This is a genomic window from Streptomyces sp. NPDC050422, from assembly GCF_044458665.1.
Lineage (GTDB): Bacteria > Actinomycetota > Actinomycetes > Streptomycetales > Streptomycetaceae > Streptomyces.
Map to the genome: position 1 here is coordinate 1 of NZ_JBITIE010000040.1, position 16062 is coordinate 16062.

The 16062-nt window shown below is 72.6% G+C and carries 12 protein-coding genes; 3 read left to right on the forward strand and 9 right to left on the reverse strand.

Features of this window, described 5'->3' with window-relative positions; translation table 11 throughout:
* Nucleotides 1-148 precede the first annotated feature (148 nt).
* Together ACIBJG_RS37320 and ACIBJG_RS37325 are read right to left on the reverse strand one after the other, a co-directional pair.
* Nucleotides 149-2713, reverse strand: a complete 2565-nt coding sequence (locus ACIBJG_RS37320) for an FtsX-like permease family protein (protein WP_399314612.1) — start codon at nucleotides 2711-2713, stop codon at nucleotides 149-151.
* Entirely contained in the window at nucleotides 2710-3363 is a 654-nt protein-coding gene (locus ACIBJG_RS37325; protein WP_399314614.1) for an ArsR/SmtB family transcription factor, read from the reverse strand. Before ACIBJG_RS37325 ends, ACIBJG_RS37320 begins: the two co-directional genes overlap by 4 nt.
* Nucleotides 3364-3689: 326 nt before the next feature.
* Between ACIBJG_RS37325 and ACIBJG_RS37330 the strand changes: the two genes are divergently transcribed.
* Nucleotides 3690-4331, forward strand: coding sequence for a hypothetical protein (locus ACIBJG_RS37330; protein WP_399314616.1), 642 nt, complete (start codon nucleotides 3690-3692; stop codon nucleotides 4329-4331).
* A gap of 116 nt (nucleotides 4332-4447) precedes the next feature.
* On the opposite strand, the gene recX is transcribed toward ACIBJG_RS37330, so the two are convergent.
* The 4 genes from recX to ACIBJG_RS37350 all read right to left on the reverse strand — a co-directional run bounded on the left by recX (nucleotide 4448) and on the right by ACIBJG_RS37350 (nucleotide 8191).
* Complete coding sequence (gene recX / locus ACIBJG_RS37335; RefSeq protein ID WP_399314618.1) at nucleotides 4448-5197, reverse strand: recombination regulator RecX; 750 nt, start codon at nucleotides 5195-5197, stop codon at nucleotides 4448-4450.
* Nucleotides 5198-5200: 3 nt separating this feature from the next.
* Nucleotides 5201-6331 (reverse strand): recombinase RecA, encoded by a 1131-nt coding sequence (gene recA, locus ACIBJG_RS37340; RefSeq protein ID WP_399314620.1) that lies wholly within the window; start codon nucleotides 6329-6331, stop codon nucleotides 5201-5203.
* 311 nt (nucleotides 6332-6642) lie between these two features.
* Complete coding sequence (locus ACIBJG_RS37345) at nucleotides 6643-7812, reverse strand: AI-2E family transporter (protein ID WP_399314648.1); 1170 nt, start codon at nucleotides 7810-7812, stop codon at nucleotides 6643-6645.
* A 184-nt stretch (nucleotides 7813-7996) separates the two neighbouring features.
* Nucleotides 7997-8191 (reverse strand): DUF3046 domain-containing protein, encoded by a 195-nt coding sequence (locus ACIBJG_RS37350; RefSeq protein ID WP_359084854.1) that lies wholly within the window; start codon nucleotides 8189-8191, stop codon nucleotides 7997-7999.
* Nucleotides 8192-8270: 79 nt separating this feature from the next.
* Here ACIBJG_RS37350 and ACIBJG_RS37355 point away from each other — a divergent pair, with 79 nt between their 5' ends.
* On the forward strand, nucleotides 8271-9185 hold the full coding sequence (locus tag ACIBJG_RS37355) for a hypothetical protein (protein WP_399314622.1): 915 nt from the start codon (nucleotides 8271-8273) through the stop codon (nucleotides 9183-9185).
* A gap of 37 nt (nucleotides 9186-9222) precedes the next feature.
* Here ACIBJG_RS37355 and ACIBJG_RS37360 read toward each other — a convergent pair whose 3' ends face one another.
* From ACIBJG_RS37360 to ACIBJG_RS37370, 3 genes are read right to left on the reverse strand one after another with little or no spacing between them, the layout of a single operon-like run.
* Nucleotides 9223-9528 carry an AzlD domain-containing protein gene (locus ACIBJG_RS37360; protein WP_399314624.1) on the reverse strand — a complete coding sequence of 102 codons (306 nt, stop codon included), beginning with the start codon at nucleotides 9526-9528 and terminating at the stop codon, nucleotides 9223-9225.
* On the reverse strand, nucleotides 9525-10331 hold the full coding sequence (locus tag ACIBJG_RS37365; protein WP_399314626.1) for an AzlC family ABC transporter permease: 807 nt from the start codon (nucleotides 10329-10331) through the stop codon (nucleotides 9525-9527). Before ACIBJG_RS37365 ends, ACIBJG_RS37360 begins: the two co-directional genes overlap by 4 nt.
* Before the next feature lie 10 nt (nucleotides 10332-10341).
* Nucleotides 10342-11205, reverse strand: a complete 864-nt coding sequence (locus ACIBJG_RS37370; protein WP_399314628.1) for an AraC family transcriptional regulator — start codon at nucleotides 11203-11205, stop codon at nucleotides 10342-10344.
* A 133-nt stretch (nucleotides 11206-11338) separates the two neighbouring features.
* On the opposite strand from ACIBJG_RS37370, the gene ACIBJG_RS37375 reads away from it, so the two are divergent.
* Nucleotides 11339-16003, forward strand: a complete 4665-nt coding sequence (locus tag ACIBJG_RS37375; RefSeq protein ID WP_399314629.1) for a DEAD/DEAH box helicase — start codon at nucleotides 11339-11341, stop codon at nucleotides 16001-16003.
* Nucleotides 16004-16062 lie beyond the last annotated feature (59 nt).

Below are 16062 nucleotides of genomic sequence, written 5' to 3' on the forward strand. Positions count from 1 at the left end.
GGGGTCCGCGGCGCCCCCCGCCGCCGCGCCCCTCCCCCGCCGGGGGTTGCCCCGGGCCCCCCCCCCCCCGGGCGGCCCCCCCGCCGGGGGGGGGGGGGGGCCCCGGGGGGGGGGGGCCCGGGCCCCCCCGCCGGCACGGGGTCGTCCGTCACCGGCTGGTGACGGCCTCCACGGGGCGGGCCCTCAGGGCCAGCCTGCCGGGCAACGCCGTCGCGACCAGGGCGAGCAGGGCGGCGGCGCCCACCACGGTCGCGTAAGTCAGCGGCACCACGGTGGGCGCCGCGCGGCCGGTCATGCCGACGCTGAAGGCCGTCAGTACGGCGAGCGCGATGCCGGTGCCGAGGGCGGTGGCGACGGCGAGGACCGACAGGGTCTCGATGCGGAGCATCCGCCGCACCTGGCGCCGCGTCGCCCCGGCCAGCCTCAGGAGCGCGAACTCCTTGAGCCGCTCGGAGACCGACATGGCGAGCGTGTTGACGACAGCGATGGCGGTGAAGGCCAGGACCAGGCCCATGGCGAGCAGGTTGACCTCGGCGTTCTCCTGCTGCCGGTCCGCCTGGAGCCGGTCGGCGGTCGCGGGGGCGACGACCGCGACGCCGGGGAACTTACCCAGGGCGGCCGTCAGTTCGCTGCGGCTCGCGTCCCCTGCGACCAGGACGGTCGCCGCGAAGGGATTGTCCATGTGCCGGGCGAGCAGGTCGTGAGGCAGTGTCAGGTCGCCGAAGCCCAGCCCGCGGCGGTAGACGGCCGCGACCGTGAGGGTGGCGGGGGTGCCGTCGCCCAGGTGCAGGTCCAGTTCGCTGCCGGGGCCCAGCCCGAGCCGGTCGGCGGCCAGTTCGCTGATGGCGGCGGAGTGGGTGCCGGCGGTGAACGCGGCGATCGAACCGCGCGTCACGTCGGGGTCCCAGGTGCGGGCGAGACCTGCCGTGGTGACTCCCTGGGCCTGGTACTTGGCGAGCCCGACCCGGACCGTGGTACGGACCACCTCCGTGGCGGCGGTGACTCCGGCCGTCGCACGCACGGCCTCGGCGGCTTGCGACGGAACACCGGGCCCGTGCGCGCTCAGCACCCAGGTGGCGCGGGTGCCCTCACGGGCCTGGGCCAGGGCGGCGTCGCCGAGGGTCGGCTGGGCGAAGAGGACCGTGCAGGTCATGCCGATGAGCAGGGTGAGCGGGGTGACGACGGAGGCCATCCGGGTGGAGTTCCCACGGATGTTCGCCGTGGCCAGGATGCCGACGTGCCCGGCCGCCCGGAGCACTCCTGCCAGCAGGAACGCGGCCGCCCGGACCAGGAGCGGACCGAGCAGCGACACCGCCGTGGCCAGTACCACCACGGCCAGGAAGGTGACCGGAGTCGAGGCGGCCTCGGTGTGCAGGATGCTCAGTACGGCGACGAGGACCCCGCCCCCGACGAGCAGGAGCAGGCCGGCGGCGATACGGCCCCGGGCCGGGCGGCGGCGCTCGACCGCGGACTCGGCCATGGCCTCGGCCGGGCGGAGTCGGGCGATACGACGGCCGGAGATGCGGGCGGCGGCCCAGGCGCCCAGGAGAGTCACCGCGAGGGCGGCGCAGGCGGGAAGGATCCCGGCTGTCCGCTCCAGCGTCGCCGGGACCACGCCCATGTCGATGAATCGACTGTGCAGCCAGTCGGCCAGCGGCAGCCCGGCCAGGGCGCCCAGGACCCCGGCGACAGCACCTACCACCAGCGCCTCACGGCCGAGCAGGCGACGGATCTGCCGTGACGTGGCGGCGACCGTACGCAGCAGCGCCAGCTCGCGGTGGCGTTGCTGGATGGAGAGCGCGAAGGTCCCGACGACCACGAGTACCGCGACCAGCAGCGACGTTCCGCCCATGGCGCCGCCCATGGAGACCAGTTTGACCCGCGCACCCGCGGCATCCAGGAACTCGACCGGGCCGCGTTCGTCCCCCGTCGAGACCTGGGCGGTGGTGCCGTCGAGGGCTTGCGCGACCTGCCGCTCCAGCCGATCGGTGTCCGTACCTGCCGCTGGCAGTACGCCCAGGGCGGAGACCTGGCCGGGGCGGGCGGCGAGGCGTTCGGCTTCCGCTGCGGAGAAGAACAGCGAGGTCTGTTGCCGGAGTTCGCCGTGTCCTCGCGGAGCGGCGATGCCGCTGACACGGTAGGTGCGAGGAGCCTGCGTGGACTGCACGGTGAGCCGGTCCCCGGTGGTCAGGCCGGCCCGTGCGGCAAGTCCCCGGTCGATCACCACATCACCGGCCGAGGCGGGGGCGCTGCCCGCGGTGAGGGTGAACGGGGTGAGCGGGGCGGATTCCCAGGAGTGTCCGTACGAGGGTGTGTCGCCGCCGCCCGCGTGGCCGGGCCGGGCCGGGCCGGGCAACGGCTCGGCAAGGAAGGTCAGTTCGGGGACGACCGCGCGCACACCCTCCAGGGTCCGAAGCCGGTCGGCAGTGGTGGCGGGGAGCCAGGCCCGCTCGGCGACCGGCTTGGCCTTGTGCTTGGCCTTCGTCTTCCCGTTGCCCTTGTGCTTCACGGTGGTCCGGTGGACGTTCTGGTCGGCGGAGACGACGAGCGGGGTCGCGGCGTAGCGCTCGGTGGCGATCCGCCCGCGCAGGCCGGTCTCCAGAAGGGTGCCGCAGGCGGTGACGAGGGCGGCGGCGCACATGAGGGCCAGCAGCGCGCCGAGGAATCCTGCTTTGCGGTCGCGGATCGTACGCAGGGCGTAGCGCAGCATCATGACGCGTCCGTCTCTGTTCTGTTGTCGTCCGTGCGGGCGCCATGGGGTTCATGGGCCTCTTCGTCCGGCCCCGGGAAGGCCAGCAGCCGGGTGTGGACCGTGCGGGCGCCGGGCGGGGTCTCGGCGTCCGGGCGCTTGTAGCGGTTCATGAGGGCGATGTACTGCTCGAAGAACTCCTGGAGCTCGGGGAGCGTGAGCCGCAGGGAGCCACGCGAGTACGCGTGCGCGTCAGCCCATTCGTCCGCGTCGCCGCCGTCCACCGCAGCCCCGCTCTCGCGCTGGAGCCGCTCGAAGAGTGCGAGGTCGGCGGCGTACGCGTGACGGTTCAGCTCGTCCATGACGACCCGCATCCCGGGTGTCCGGCGGGACGGCAGCGGAAACCGGCGGTCCCCGGGCACGGCCCGCCACCATCGCGCCCGGCGCCCACCCGGCTCCTGCGGCACGGTGTCGGCGACGAAGCCGTACCGGGCCAGTTCGCGCAGGTGGTAGCTGGTGGCGCCGGTGTTCAGTCCCAGGGCGCGGGCGAGGATCGCCGATGTCGCCGGGCCGTGCAGGGTGAGGTGCTGAAGGATCTGCTGGCGTCGGGGCTGGGCAAGGGCCTTGAGGGCGGCCAGCTCCGTGATCTCGGTACCGCCGGGCTTCTCTGGCATGCGTCACACACTGCTCTGTGCACAGATATCTGTGCACTGGAGCGTTCCGGCGTCTTCATAGGGGGCTTACCCCCGTGGGGGCACAGCCCGAGCAGGACTCACCCCGCGCGGGACGCAGCCCATACGGGACTCACCCCTCTGCACCCCATGCGGGAAGCGCCCGATCCCCCGAAATCCGTTGCGACACACCCGTATGGCCTTGCTCCGGTGGAGCGAACCGCGGACCGGACGGACATTCGCCTCAACGGCGAGGACCGCCGCGGCATCACCATCACGCCGCTCCGGCACAGCTTCGCCACCGCCGCTACGACGGGGAGCCCGCACTCATGCCGACCACCGCCACCGCCCTCACGCCCGACGAACTCGACGTCCAGGCCGCTCGCCTCCACGACACGGAGGCCTGGCAGCAGATCGTCACGGGCTGGGATCTCGCCGTCCCCGAGCCCGCGAGCCCCGCTTCAGCCGGTGTCGCGCAGGACCGTCCGGCCCCGTCGGGCGACTGGCGCGACCTGCTGTCGGTGCCGGTGGATCAGCTCATCGCCGACACGGTGCGGGCACTGCCCGCGCCCATGCCACGCGAGCGTCCGCTTCCCGGGCGACTCGGTGCGGTGTTGCCCGACCGGCTCCACGCCTGGCGGCGCATCGGACAGCCGGAGGTGCAGCCCTCCGTCCACCTCGCCCACGCCCGGCAGATCCTGACCGAGTGGGGCTGGCAGAACACCCCCTACCGGCTCCGCAACGCCCGAGGCGCCCGCTGCATCTGTGGCGCCATGCTCACGGCGCACCGCCTGGGCTACGGATCGGTGCACACCGTCGACCGGGCCGGCGCCTGGCTGATCTCCGAGCTCCGCTCCCAGGGCTGGACCGGACTGATCGGGCCGTGGAACCGCTACCCGGGGCGCACCGCCACGGACGCCCTCGCCCTGATCGACGCCACCATCAGCCGTGCGGCCCGCGCCGGCCAGTAACGGCCGGACGGTAGGCAGTCGGGCGGCAGGTGGTTGGGCAACAGACGGCCTCACGGCCGGACACGCCGAAGGTCTCGACGGGGCCCGCCCGGATGAGCGACAGCCGACGGCAACGCTCAGAAGGGCTCGTCCAGCCCCTCCGTGTCCTCGCCCTCCTCCTCCAGGGCCCGGCGCACCACGCGCAGGGCCATTCCCTCCCCGTACCCCTTGCGGGCGAGCATGCCCGCAAGGCGGCGAAGCCGTTTGTCGCGCTCCAGGCCCCGGGTGGACCGGAGCTTGCGCGCGACGAGCTCGCGCGCCGTCTCCTCCTCCTGCTCGGAGTCGAGCTGACCGACAGCCTCGTCGATCACCGCGGCGTCCACGCCCTTGGTCCGCAGCTCACGGACGAGCGCCCGGCGGGCCAGACCGCGGCCGTGATGCCGGGATTCCACCCACGCATCGGCGAACGCGGCGTCGTCGATCAGCCCGACGTCCACGAAGCGCGACAGCACCTCTTCGGCCGCCTCGTCCGGGATCTCCCGCTTGCGCAGGGCGTCCGCGAGCTGCTTGCGGGTGCGTGGCGTACCGGTGAGCAGACGCAGGCAGATGTTGCGCGCCTGCTCGACCGGGTCTCGCGGCTCCCCCTTCTCGGCCCTCGACGAGGAAGGGGAGCCGCTGCCCTGGGAACGGGAGCGGGAACGGCGCCCGGCTCCCTCGCCGAATCCAGCACCCGAACCCGCACCTCTGCCATGGCCGGCTCCCCTGGCCGGCTCGTGGAAGAGGTCGGATTCGCCATCGGATCCGGTGGTGTGTCCGGCGGCGGATTCGGGGCCGGGGCCCGCGCCGGATTCGGCGGCGCTGCCCGGCCACTCCGTACGACGCGTCACGGTCTAGCTCTTGGCCGCCGCCGTCTTGGCCGGCTTCGCCTTGCCGGCCGGAGCGGGCACCGCCTTCGCTGCGCCGTCGGCCGGAGCCGCCGCGCCTGCAGCGTCCGCACCGGGTTCGGCGGCGGTCTCGGTCTCGGGCCGGACTCCGACGCCCAGCTTCTCCAGGATCTTCCTCTCGATCTCGTTGGCGAGATCGGGGTTGTCCTTGAGGAAGTTGCGGGCGTTCTCCTTGCCCTGGCCGAGCTGGTCGCCCTCGTACGTGTACCAGGCACCGGCCTTGCGCACGAAGCCGTTGTCCACGCCCATGTCGATCAGACCGCCCTCGCGGCTGATCCCGTGGCCGTAGAGGATGTCGAACTCGGCCTGCTTGAAGGGCGGCGCGACCTTGTTCTTGACGACCTTGACGCGGGTGCGGTTGCCGACCGCGTCGGTGCCGTCCTTGAGCGTCTCGATCCGTCGGATGTCGAGGCGCACCGAGGCGTAGAACTTCAGCGCGCGACCACCCGTGGTGGTCTCCGGCGAGCCGAACATCACACCGATCTTCTCGCGGAGCTGGTTGATGAAGATCGCGGTGGTCTTGGACTGGTTGAGCGCGCTGGTGATCTTCCGGAGCGCCTGGCTCATCAGCCGGGCCTGCAGACCGACGTGCGAGTCGCCCATCTCGCCCTCGATCTCCGCACGAGGCACCAAGGCCGCGACGGAGTCGATGACGATCAGGTCGAGGGCGCCCGAGCGGATCAGCATGTCCACGATCTCGAGGGCCTGCTCACCGTTGTCCGGCTGGGACAGGATGAGGTTGTCGATGTCGACCCCGAGCCGCTTCGCGTACTCCGGGTCCAGGGCGTGCTCCGCGTCGATGAAGGCCACCGTGCCGCCGAGCTTCTGCGCGTTCGCCACCGCGTGCAGCGTCAGCGTCGTCTTGCCGGAGGACTCCGGTCCGTACACCTCCACCACACGGCCGCGCGGCAGGCCGCCGACGCCGAGCGCGACGTCGAGCGCCGTCGAGCCGGTGGGGATCACTTCGATGGGCTCGTTCGGCCGCTCACCGAGGCGCATCACCGCACCCTTGCCGAATTGCCGTTCAATCTGTGCGAGTGCGGCGTCCAGCGCCTTCTCGCGGTCGTTTCCTGCCATGGGTTCCACCCGATTTGCTTGAGTCGATCGCTTCACGTCAAAGACGCTAACCCCTGCCACTGACAATGGGCCTCGACGTCCTCCCGGCCTGTGGACAACTCCACGGTCGAGCCCGGGAAAACCCGGCCGGAATCCCATGAGAATGGATGTTCGATTTTGGTGTCAAGCGCACCACGCCGCACCGACTCGCCCTCAGGATAGCGCCCGGGAGCCAGGCATTTACGCCGCAAGTTCGCATACGCGACACGGCGCCCGGTATCGACGACAAAGGGGCAATACGGGCGAGGGAGACCCGCCCCCGGCCCCGCCCCTCAGGAGCGCGGCTGCGGGCCCTGTGGCTCCTCGCCCTCCCCAGGGCCGCCCTCGGCCTCGGGGGCGTGCCAGAGCCGGCGCAGCCGCACGGAGACCGGTTCGCCGCGCCGCCACTGATGGCGTCCATGCACCCGGGGGTCGTCCGTGACGTCGTAGCGCTTCACGTAGGCGCCGAGGAAGGCCTGCAGCGTGGCGACGGCCGGGATGGCGATCAGCGCGCCGACGGCGCCCATCAGGGCCGTACCGGCGATGACCGAGCCGAAGGCGACCGCCGGGTGGATGTCGACGGTCTTCGAGGTCAGCTTGGGCTGCAGCATGTAGTTCTCGAACTGCTGGTACACCACGACGAATCCGAGGACCCACAGCGCGTACCAGGGGTCGACGGTGAACGCGATCAGCATCGGCAGGGCACCCGCCAGATACGTACCGATCGTGGGGATGAACTGCGATACGAGTCCCACCCAGACCGCGAGGACCGGTGCGTACGGCACTCCGAGGGCCAGCAGCAGGATGTAGTGCGCGATCCCGGAGATGAGAGCCATCAGACCGCGCGAGTAGATGTATCCGCCCGTCTTGTCGACCGCGATCTCCCAGGCCCGCAGCACCTCGGCCTGGCGCGTGGGAGGGAGGACGGAGCACAGCGCGCGGCGCAGCCGAGGACCGTCGGCCGCGAAGTAGAACGAGAACAGGAAGATCGTCAGCAGCCGGAACAGGCCGCCGAGGACCGTGGTGGACACGTCGAGCACGCCGGTCGCGCTGTTCTGGACGTACTTCTGCAACCAGTCGGAGTGCAGCAGGCTGTCCTGCACCTCGACGCGGGAGAGCTCCGTGTGGAAGGTCTGGTTGACCCAGTTGATCACCGAGTCGAGGTACTTCGGGAAGTCCTCCACCATGTCGACGATCTGACCCGCGAGCATCGAACCGAGCAGCACGACGAATCCGGCGCCGGCGATCAGCACGCCGAGGAAGACCAGGAAGGTGGCGAAGCCCCGGCGTATGCCGCGGGCCGACATCCGGCTCACCGCGGGCTCGATCGCGAGCGCCAGGAAGAAGGCGATCAGCACATTGATCAACAGGCCGATGAGCTGGTCGAAGGCCCAGCTGCCGAGGCGGAAGCAGGCGTAGAGCGCCAGTGCCAGGACCATGGCGCGCGGCAGCCAGCGGGGCATGCGGGCGCGCCCGGTGCCGGACGGCGGGGGCGGTGGCGCGGCCGGCGGGACGGGCGGGTCGAGGGGCGGCTGGGTCGGGGCGGTCTCGTCTGTCGGTGCCACGGAGCAAGTCTCGCCTACCGCTCGGACAACCGGTCGCGCACCCCGGGCACGGCCCGCCCGCCGCACCGCGTCGAGCTGCGCGTCAGCGCTTGTCCGCAGGGATGCCGACGGCCGTGCAGACCCCGCGCCAGACGTCCTTGGCCTCCCACCCGGCGTCCAGGGCCTGGCACACGGTGCGCCCGCCGAGTTCCGCCATCACATGGTCGCGCGCGAAGGAATCTGCGTACCCCGCGCCGAAGTGGTCCGCCATCCGTTCCCAGAAAATCGTCAACCGCATGCCACCAGTATCCCGCTCCTGAGAGTGCAGCCTGGCCGCCCGGCCTCACCGGGAGCGATTGCCGTCCTACGGTCGGTGCATGGCTGGAACCGGAACAAGTCCACTCAACCGTGCCGAGCAGTTCATCTGGCTCACCGCCCGTGTCCTCGAACAGCGGCGGTTCGCCCACCACTTCCTGAAGGGAAGCGCGGATGCCGTGGAGACGGCACTCGCCGCCTTCCTCAACGAGGACGGCGGGTACGGTCACGCGCTCGAACCCGATCTGCGAGGCCCCGTCAGTCAGCCGCTGCACACGGCACACGCGCTGAGCGTCCTCGACTCCATCGACCGCTGCGGCGGGCTGCGGGTGGAGCGGATCTGTCGCTTCCTGACCGACGTGTCCACCAAGGAGGGGGCCTTACCCGCTCTGCTTCCCTCGCAACGCGGCTACCCGGCCGCACCGTTCATCCCGATCGTCGACCAGCCACCGGCCGAGCTGCTGGTCACCGGTCCCGTCGTCGGGCTGCTCCACCGCAACTCCGTGTGGCACGCCTGGCTGTTCCGGGCCACGGACTTCTGCTGGGCGGCCGTCGACGCCCTGGAGGTGTCGCATCCCTACGAGATCGAAGCCGCTGTCGCCTTCCTCGACGGTGCGCCGGACCGGCCGCGGGCCGAGGCCGCGGCCGACCGGCTCGGACGTCTGGTGCGCGAACAGAGGCTCGCCGTCCTGACTCCGGAACGGCGCGCGGAGTACCCGGTGGCGCCGGGGTACGAGCCGGGCGAGCAGCACTTTCCGTACGACTACGCCCGCGCACCCGAATCGCTCGCCCGCCGGTGGTTCACCGACACGGAGATGGATCGCGCGCTGGACCACCTGGCAGCCGGGCAGCAGGCCGACGGCGGCTGGCCGGTGTCCTGGCGGCAGTGGGCCCCGGGAACCGCTCTGGAGGGGCGCCCCCTGGTCACGCTCCGTGCCCTGCAGACGCTGCGGGCGTACGGTCGCGGCCTGGGCTGACCGCGGCCGCGGCCGCGCGGGGACCTGTACGCGCCGGCTAGCCGAGCGCGCGCACTCCGGCGGTGACGGCCACGGCCACCCCCACGACGACGAGGAAGGGCGCGCGCAGAACGAGGGCGACGGCAGCCGCGGCAAGGCCCGCGCCCCTGGCGTCGAGCACCAGCTGCTGCCCGTCCCCGAAGGCCTGCTGCGCGGTGAGGGCGGCCAACAGGGCCACCGGCAGAAGGGCGGCGAGACGCTGCACGAGGGGACGTTCCAGGGCTCCGGCAGGCACCAGGAGGCCGAGGAGCTTGGCGAGGTAGCAGCCGACGGCGGTCAGCGCGATGGCGATCCAGACGTTCATCGGCCGTCCTTTGGCGTGGTGGAGCGCGGTTTCCCGGCATCGCGGGGTTCGTCCGGGCTCGGCGCGGTGTCCTTGCCGCGTCCGGTCAGGAAGAGGACGACGGGCGCCGCGAGCGCGGACAGCAGTACGGGCACCCCCGCGGGCAGCACGGGCAGCAGTCCGAGAGCGAGCAGAACGGCGAGCGCGGCGGTGACCCGCTCCGTCGTGCTCTTCAGCATCGGGGCGAGCAGGGCCAGGAAGACGGCAGGGCCTGCCGCGTCCAGCCCCCAGGCGGCGGTGTCGCCGAGCGCCTCGGCACCCAGAGCGCCGGCCAGCGTGGTGAGGTTCCACAGCACGTAGAGCGTGAGCCCGGTGACGGTGAAACCGATACGGGCGGCGCGCCGGGTGGGCTGGGGCAAGGTCACGGCGGTCGTCTCGTCGATGACCCACTGGGCGGCGAGGGGGCGCACGGCACGCGGAAGCGCGAGGAGCTGCGACAGCCGCAGCCCGTAGAAGGAGTTGCGTACACCGAGGAAGAAGGCACCGGCCGCCGCGGTGTAGGGGTTCCCGCCGGCGGCCAGGGCGCCCACCAGGGCGAACTGGGAGGCGCCGGTGAAGACGAGGAGGCTGAGCGCGCAGGTCTGCAACAGACTCAGTCCGGAGCCGGCCGAGGTGACGCCGAAGGCGAAGCCGGACAGGCCGACGGCTATACCGACGCCGAGCGCGTCACGTACGACGGCCGCGTCCGGCTTGGCCCCGGCGGTGGTCGCAGGACCGTCGGGCGGTCCGGCCGCGCTCTGAGGGGGTGCTGTCTGTTCTGCCACGCCCGGGACGCTACCGGGGCAGGTCGGGACCGGTCTTGTACGTTCTTGCGCGTTCGCGCTGGTAGGCACCGGGTGGCACCCCCACGATCCGGGTGAAATGACGGTTGAGATGCGGCTGATCGGTGAAGCCGACCGCAGCGGCGGCCGCGGCGGGAGCGGTGCCCGCGTCGAGCATCCGTCGCGCCCGCCGGACCCGGGCGTCGGTGAGCCAGGTGTGCGGCGGCATCCCGTACTGCTTCTTGAAGGCCCGGAGCAGGGCGAACGGACTCGTGCCGAGTTCGGTGGCCAGCGCCTCCAGGGTGGGCGGCTCGGTCATCCTGCTCTCCAGTACGGCACGGGCACGCGCCGCGTCCCTCGCGCCCGCCGCCCGGGGCGCCGAAGCGGGCAGGGCGCTGCCGTGCCGGGTGAGCAGGCGCGTGACCAGGACCCGCAGCACGCTGTCCGCCGCCAGGGCGTTGCCCTCCTCCGCTGCCCGGTGGACCTCGCCGATGAGCCGCGCCGCGTACGGATCGGCCACGTCGGTCTCCGTGAAACCGACGGTGCCGCGCAGGTTCGTCATGTCGGCCGCGATGTCGTTGACCGCCTGGGAGGACGGGTAGAGCGTGGCGTACACCCATCCCTCGGGGACACCGGCCCTGGCTGTGTGCGGCACCTCCGGGTTGATCATGACGACGGAGCCCGGTCCCGCATGGACGGTGCCGCCGGGCAGCTCGACGTCTTCGACGCCCTGGGTGACGGCGCCGAACACATAGCCCTCGTGGCTGTGGCGCGGGAAGGTGTGGCGGATGTAGCGGGCCCGCAGCAGGTCGAGGCCGGGCAGCTCCGCGTACTGCCAGTGCCTCGCCCACTCCGCCGGTCCCGCGGCTCCTGCCATGCCCGAATTCTCGCAGCCCGCGGGTTGCGGGGCCTTCGGCGCGGTGGCCGGCATTCCGCTCCCGGACGGCGCTCAGGCCCTGGCCGGCCCGTTTCCGGGGCCGTTGTCAGTGGCGGGGTGCACGATGGGGAACATGACCGGCTCCGCACTCGATGCGTTCTCCCCCGCGACCCGCAGCTGGTTCACGGGGGCCTTCCGCGCGCCCACGGCCGCGCAGGAAGGTGCCTGGCGGGCGATCGGTGAGGGGTCGGACGTCCTGGTCGTCGCGCCGACGGGGTCGGGCAAGACCCTGGCCGCCTTCCTCGCCGCCCTGGACCAGCTGACTGCCGTTCCGCCGCCCGCCGAGGCGAAGAAGCGCTGCCGTGTGCTGTACGTGTCGCCGCTCAAGGCCCTCGCTGTCGACGTGGAGCGCAATCTCCGCTCGCCGCTGACCGGCATCCGCCAGGAGTCGGTGCGGCTGGGACTGCCCGAGCCCGAGGTGCGCGTGGGGATCCGCTCCGGCGACACCCCGCCCGCCGAGCGCCGCTCGATGGCGACGCGGCCGCCGGACATCCTGATCACCACGCCCGAGTCGCTCTTCCTGATGCTGACGTCCTCGGCGCGCGAGGCGCTGGCCGGAATCGAAACGGTGATTCTCGACGAGGTGCACGCGGTCGCGGGCACCAAGCGCGGCGCCCATCTCGCCGTGTCGCTGGAGCGCCTGGACGAGTTGCTGCCCCGTCCGGCCCGGCGGATCGGTCTGTCGGCCACGGTCCGCCCGGTCGACGAGGTCGCGCGTTTCCTCTCGCCCCAGCGGAAGGTGGAGATCGTCCAGCCGCCGTCCACCAAGCAGTTCGATCTGTCGGTGGTCGTACCGGTGGAGGATCTGGGTGAGCTCGGCGGCTCCCCCGCCACCGACGCGGACTCCGGGCAGGCGGACAAGCCGTCGATCTGGCCCCATGTGGAGGAGCGGATCGTCGACCTCGTCCAGGCGCACCGTTCCACGATCGTCTTCGCCAACTCCCGCCGTCTCGCCGAGCGGCTCTGCAACCGGCTCAACGAGATCGCGTACGAGCGGGCCACCGGCGAGACCTTGCCCGAGGCCCACTCCCCCGCCGAGATCATGGCGGAGTCCGGTGCGGCGAAGGGCGCGCCCCCGCTCCTCGCCCGGGCCCACCACGGGTCGGTCTCCAAGGAGCAGCGCGCCCAGGTGGAGGAGGACCTCAAGGCGGGCCGCCTGCCCGCGGTGGTCGCCACCTCCAGCCTGGAGCTCGGCATCGACATGGGGGCGGTCGATCTGGTGATCCAGGTGGAGTCGCCGCCGTCGGTCGCTTCCGGCCTGCAGCGGGTGGGCCGGGCCGGGCACCAGGTGGGCGCGGTCTCCACCGGGGTCGTCTTCCCGAAGTACCGGGGCGATCTGGTGCAGGCGGCGGTGGTCACCGAACGGATGCGTGAAGGCTCCATCGAGGCCCTGCGGGTGCCGTCCAATCCACTTGACGTGCTGGCCCAGCAACTGGTCGCAATGGTCGCCCTGGACAGCTGGCAGGCGGACGACCTGCTGGCGGTGACCCGCAGGGCCGCCCCCTTCGCCTCGCTGCCCGAATCGGCGTTCACGGCCGTCCTCGACATGCTGGCCGGCCGCTACCCGTCCGATGCCTTCGCCGAGCTGCGTCCACGCGTCGTCTGGGACCGGGTCGCAGGTACGGTCACGGGCCGGCCCGGCGCCCAGCGGCTCGCCGTCACCTCCGGGGGCACCATCCCCGACCGCGGCCTCTTCGGGGTCTTCCTCGTCGGATCCGACCCCAAGAAGGGCGGCGGCCGGGTCGGTGAGCTGGACGAGGAGATGGTGTACGAGTCCCGGACCGGCGACGTCTTCACGCTGGGCACCACGTCCTGGCGGATCGAGGACATCACCCGCGACCGGGTCCTGGTCTCGCCGGCGCCCGGCGTTCCGGGACGGCTGCCGTTCTGGAAGGGCGACCAGCTGGGCCGCCCGCTGGAGCTGGGGCGTGCGTTGGGCGCCTTCCTGCGCGAGCTCGGCGGACTGTCCCCCGAGGACGCGCGGCAGCGGCTGCTGGCGGCGGGCCTGGACACGTGGGCCGTGGACAACGTGCTGTCGTACATCGACGAGCAGCGCCGGGCCTGCGGCCATGTGCCCGACGACCGGACCATCCTCGTCGAGCGTTTCCGGGACGAGCTGGGCGACTGGCGCGTCGTCGTGCACTCCCCCTTCGGCGCCCAGGTGCACGCCCCGTGGGCACTCGCCCTCAGTGCCCGACTCGCCGAGCGGTACGGCATGGACGCCCAGGTCATGCATGCCGACGACGGCATCGTGCTGAGGCTCCCGGACGCGGACATGATGGGTCTGGACCTCCTCGACTTCGACCCCGTTCAGGACACGGCCCAGGATCCCGGCGGCGCGACGCTCCCCCCGGCCAACGTTGCCCTCGACAGCGACCAGCCACCGGTCGGCGCCGCCGATGTCGCCTTCGACCAGGGTGAGATCGCGCAGATCGTGACGGAACAGGTCGGCGGTTCCGCCCTGTTCGCCTCGCGGTTCCGCGAGTGCGCGGCCCGTGCGCTGCTGCTGCCGCGGCGCAGCCCCGGCAAGCGCACCCCGCTGTGGCAGCAGCGTCAGCGGGCCGCCCAGTTGCTCCAGGTCGCCTCCGAGTTCGGCTCGTTCCCCATCGTTCTCGAAGCTGTCCGCGAATGCCTCCAGGACGTCTTCGACGTCCCCGGGCTCACCGAGGTGATGGGTGACCTGGAGGCCCGGCGGATCCGTCTGGTCGAGGTCACCACGCCGGAGCCCTCCCCGTTCGCCCGCTCACTGCTGTTCGGCTACGTCGCGCAGTTCCTGTACGAGGGCGATTCGCCGCTCGCCGAGCGACGGGCCGCCGCCCTCTCGCTCGACTCCCATCTCCTGGCCGAACTGCTGGGCCGCGCGGAACTGCGCGAACTGCTCGACGCAGAGGTCCTGACCGAGCTGGAGCAGGAGCTCCAGTGGCTGACCGAGGACCGCCGGATCAGGGACATCGAGGGGGTCGCCGATCTGCTGCGCGTCCTCGGCCCGCTCACCGGTCCGGAGCTGGCCGAGCGCGGCGCCGAACCGCAGTGGGCGCAGGAGCTGGGGTCGGCCCGCCGGGCCATCCGGGTCCGCATCGGCGGCAGCGACCACTGGGCGGCCATCGAGGACGCGGGCCGGCTGCGCGACGCCCTGGGCACGGCGCTCCCGGTCGGCGTCCCCGAGGCGTTCACCGAACCGGTCAAGGACCCGTTGGGCGACCTCCTCGCCCGCTACGCCCGTACGCACGGGCCGTTCACCTCCACCGCAGCGGCCGCCCGCTTCGGCCTCGGGACCGCCGTCACCGACGGGGCGCTGCAACGGCTCGCGGCCTCCGGCCGGATCGTCCAGGGCGAGTTCCACCCCGCGGGTATCGGCCAGGAGTGGTGCGATGCCACGGTCCTGCGGCGGCTGCGGCGCCGCTCGCTCGCCGCGCTCCGACACGAGCTGGAGCCGGTACCCCCCGCCGCACTGGCGGGGTTCCTCCCCCAGTGGCAGCATCTCGACGGCAACAACCTGCGCGGAATCGACGGACTGGCACGCGCCGTCGAGCAGTTGCAGGGCGCACCCGTCCCCGCCTCGGCACTGGAGAAGCTCATCCTGCCAAGCCGTGTCAGCGGCTACTCCCCCGCCCTCCTGGACGAACTCACCACCACTGGCGAGGTCGTGTGGGCCGGTGCGGGTGCCCTGCCCGGCAAGGACGGCTGGCTCTGTCTCTATCCGGCCGACAGCGCGCCCCTGCTCCTGCCTCCTCCACGTCCGCTCGAACTCAGCGCACTGCACGAATCCGTGCTGACCGCGCTCAGAGGCGGATACGGGCTCTTCTTCCGCCAGATCGCCGATCAGGTCCGCGCCACCACGCACCCGGACTCCACCGATCCGCAACTCGCTGAAGCCCTCTGGGACCTCGCCTGGTCGGGCCGGCTCACCAACGACACCCTCGCCCCGCTGCGTGCGCTCCTCGGCTCCGGACGCACGGCCGGATCGACCGCGCACCGCGCCAAACGCGCCGTTCCGCGAGGCCGTTACGGCTCGCTGACGGCTTCGGCCCGCCCGGTCTCGCGCACCGGCCCGCCCACGGTCTCGGGCCGGTGGTCCCTGTTGCCGCCCACCGAACCCGAACCCACGCACCGGGCCCATGCCCTGGCCCGTACTCTGCTGGACCGGCACGGTGTGGTGACGCGTGGCGCGGTCCAGGCCGAGGGCGTCGAGGGGGGCTTCTCCGCCGCGTACCGCGTGCTGTCCGCCTTCGAGGACAACGGGCAGGCGCGCCGCGGCTATGTCGTGGAGGGGCTGGGGGCGGCGCAGTTCGCCATGGGCGGTGCGGTCGACCGGCTCCGCGCGGCCTCCACCGCCCGCGACCGTACGGAACCGGGCGCGGATCCCCGCGCCCTGGTCCTCGCCGCGGCCGACCCCGCCAACGCCTACGGCGCGGCCCTGCCGTGGCCCGAGCCACCGGCCGGGGCCGGACACAAACCCGGCCGCAAGGCTGGTTCCCTCGTGGTCCTCGTGGACGGCGAGCTGACGCTGTACATGGAGCGCGGCGGCAAGACTCTGCTGGCCTGGCCTACCGATCCGGACGACCCGGCGCTCCGAGCGGCCGCGACGGCCCTGGCAGCCGCGGCCCGCGCCGGGGCCCTCGGCACGGTCACGGTCGAGCGCACCAACGGCGCCTCGTCGCTGACCTCACCTCTCGGCCGCACTCTGGAGGCGGCAGGCTTCCTCGCCACACCCAGGGGTCTGCGCCTGCGCGCCTGAGCCCGGGGCCGCCGCCACGGCCACCGCACCCACGGACCGCAAGCCGGCCCGCCCGCACC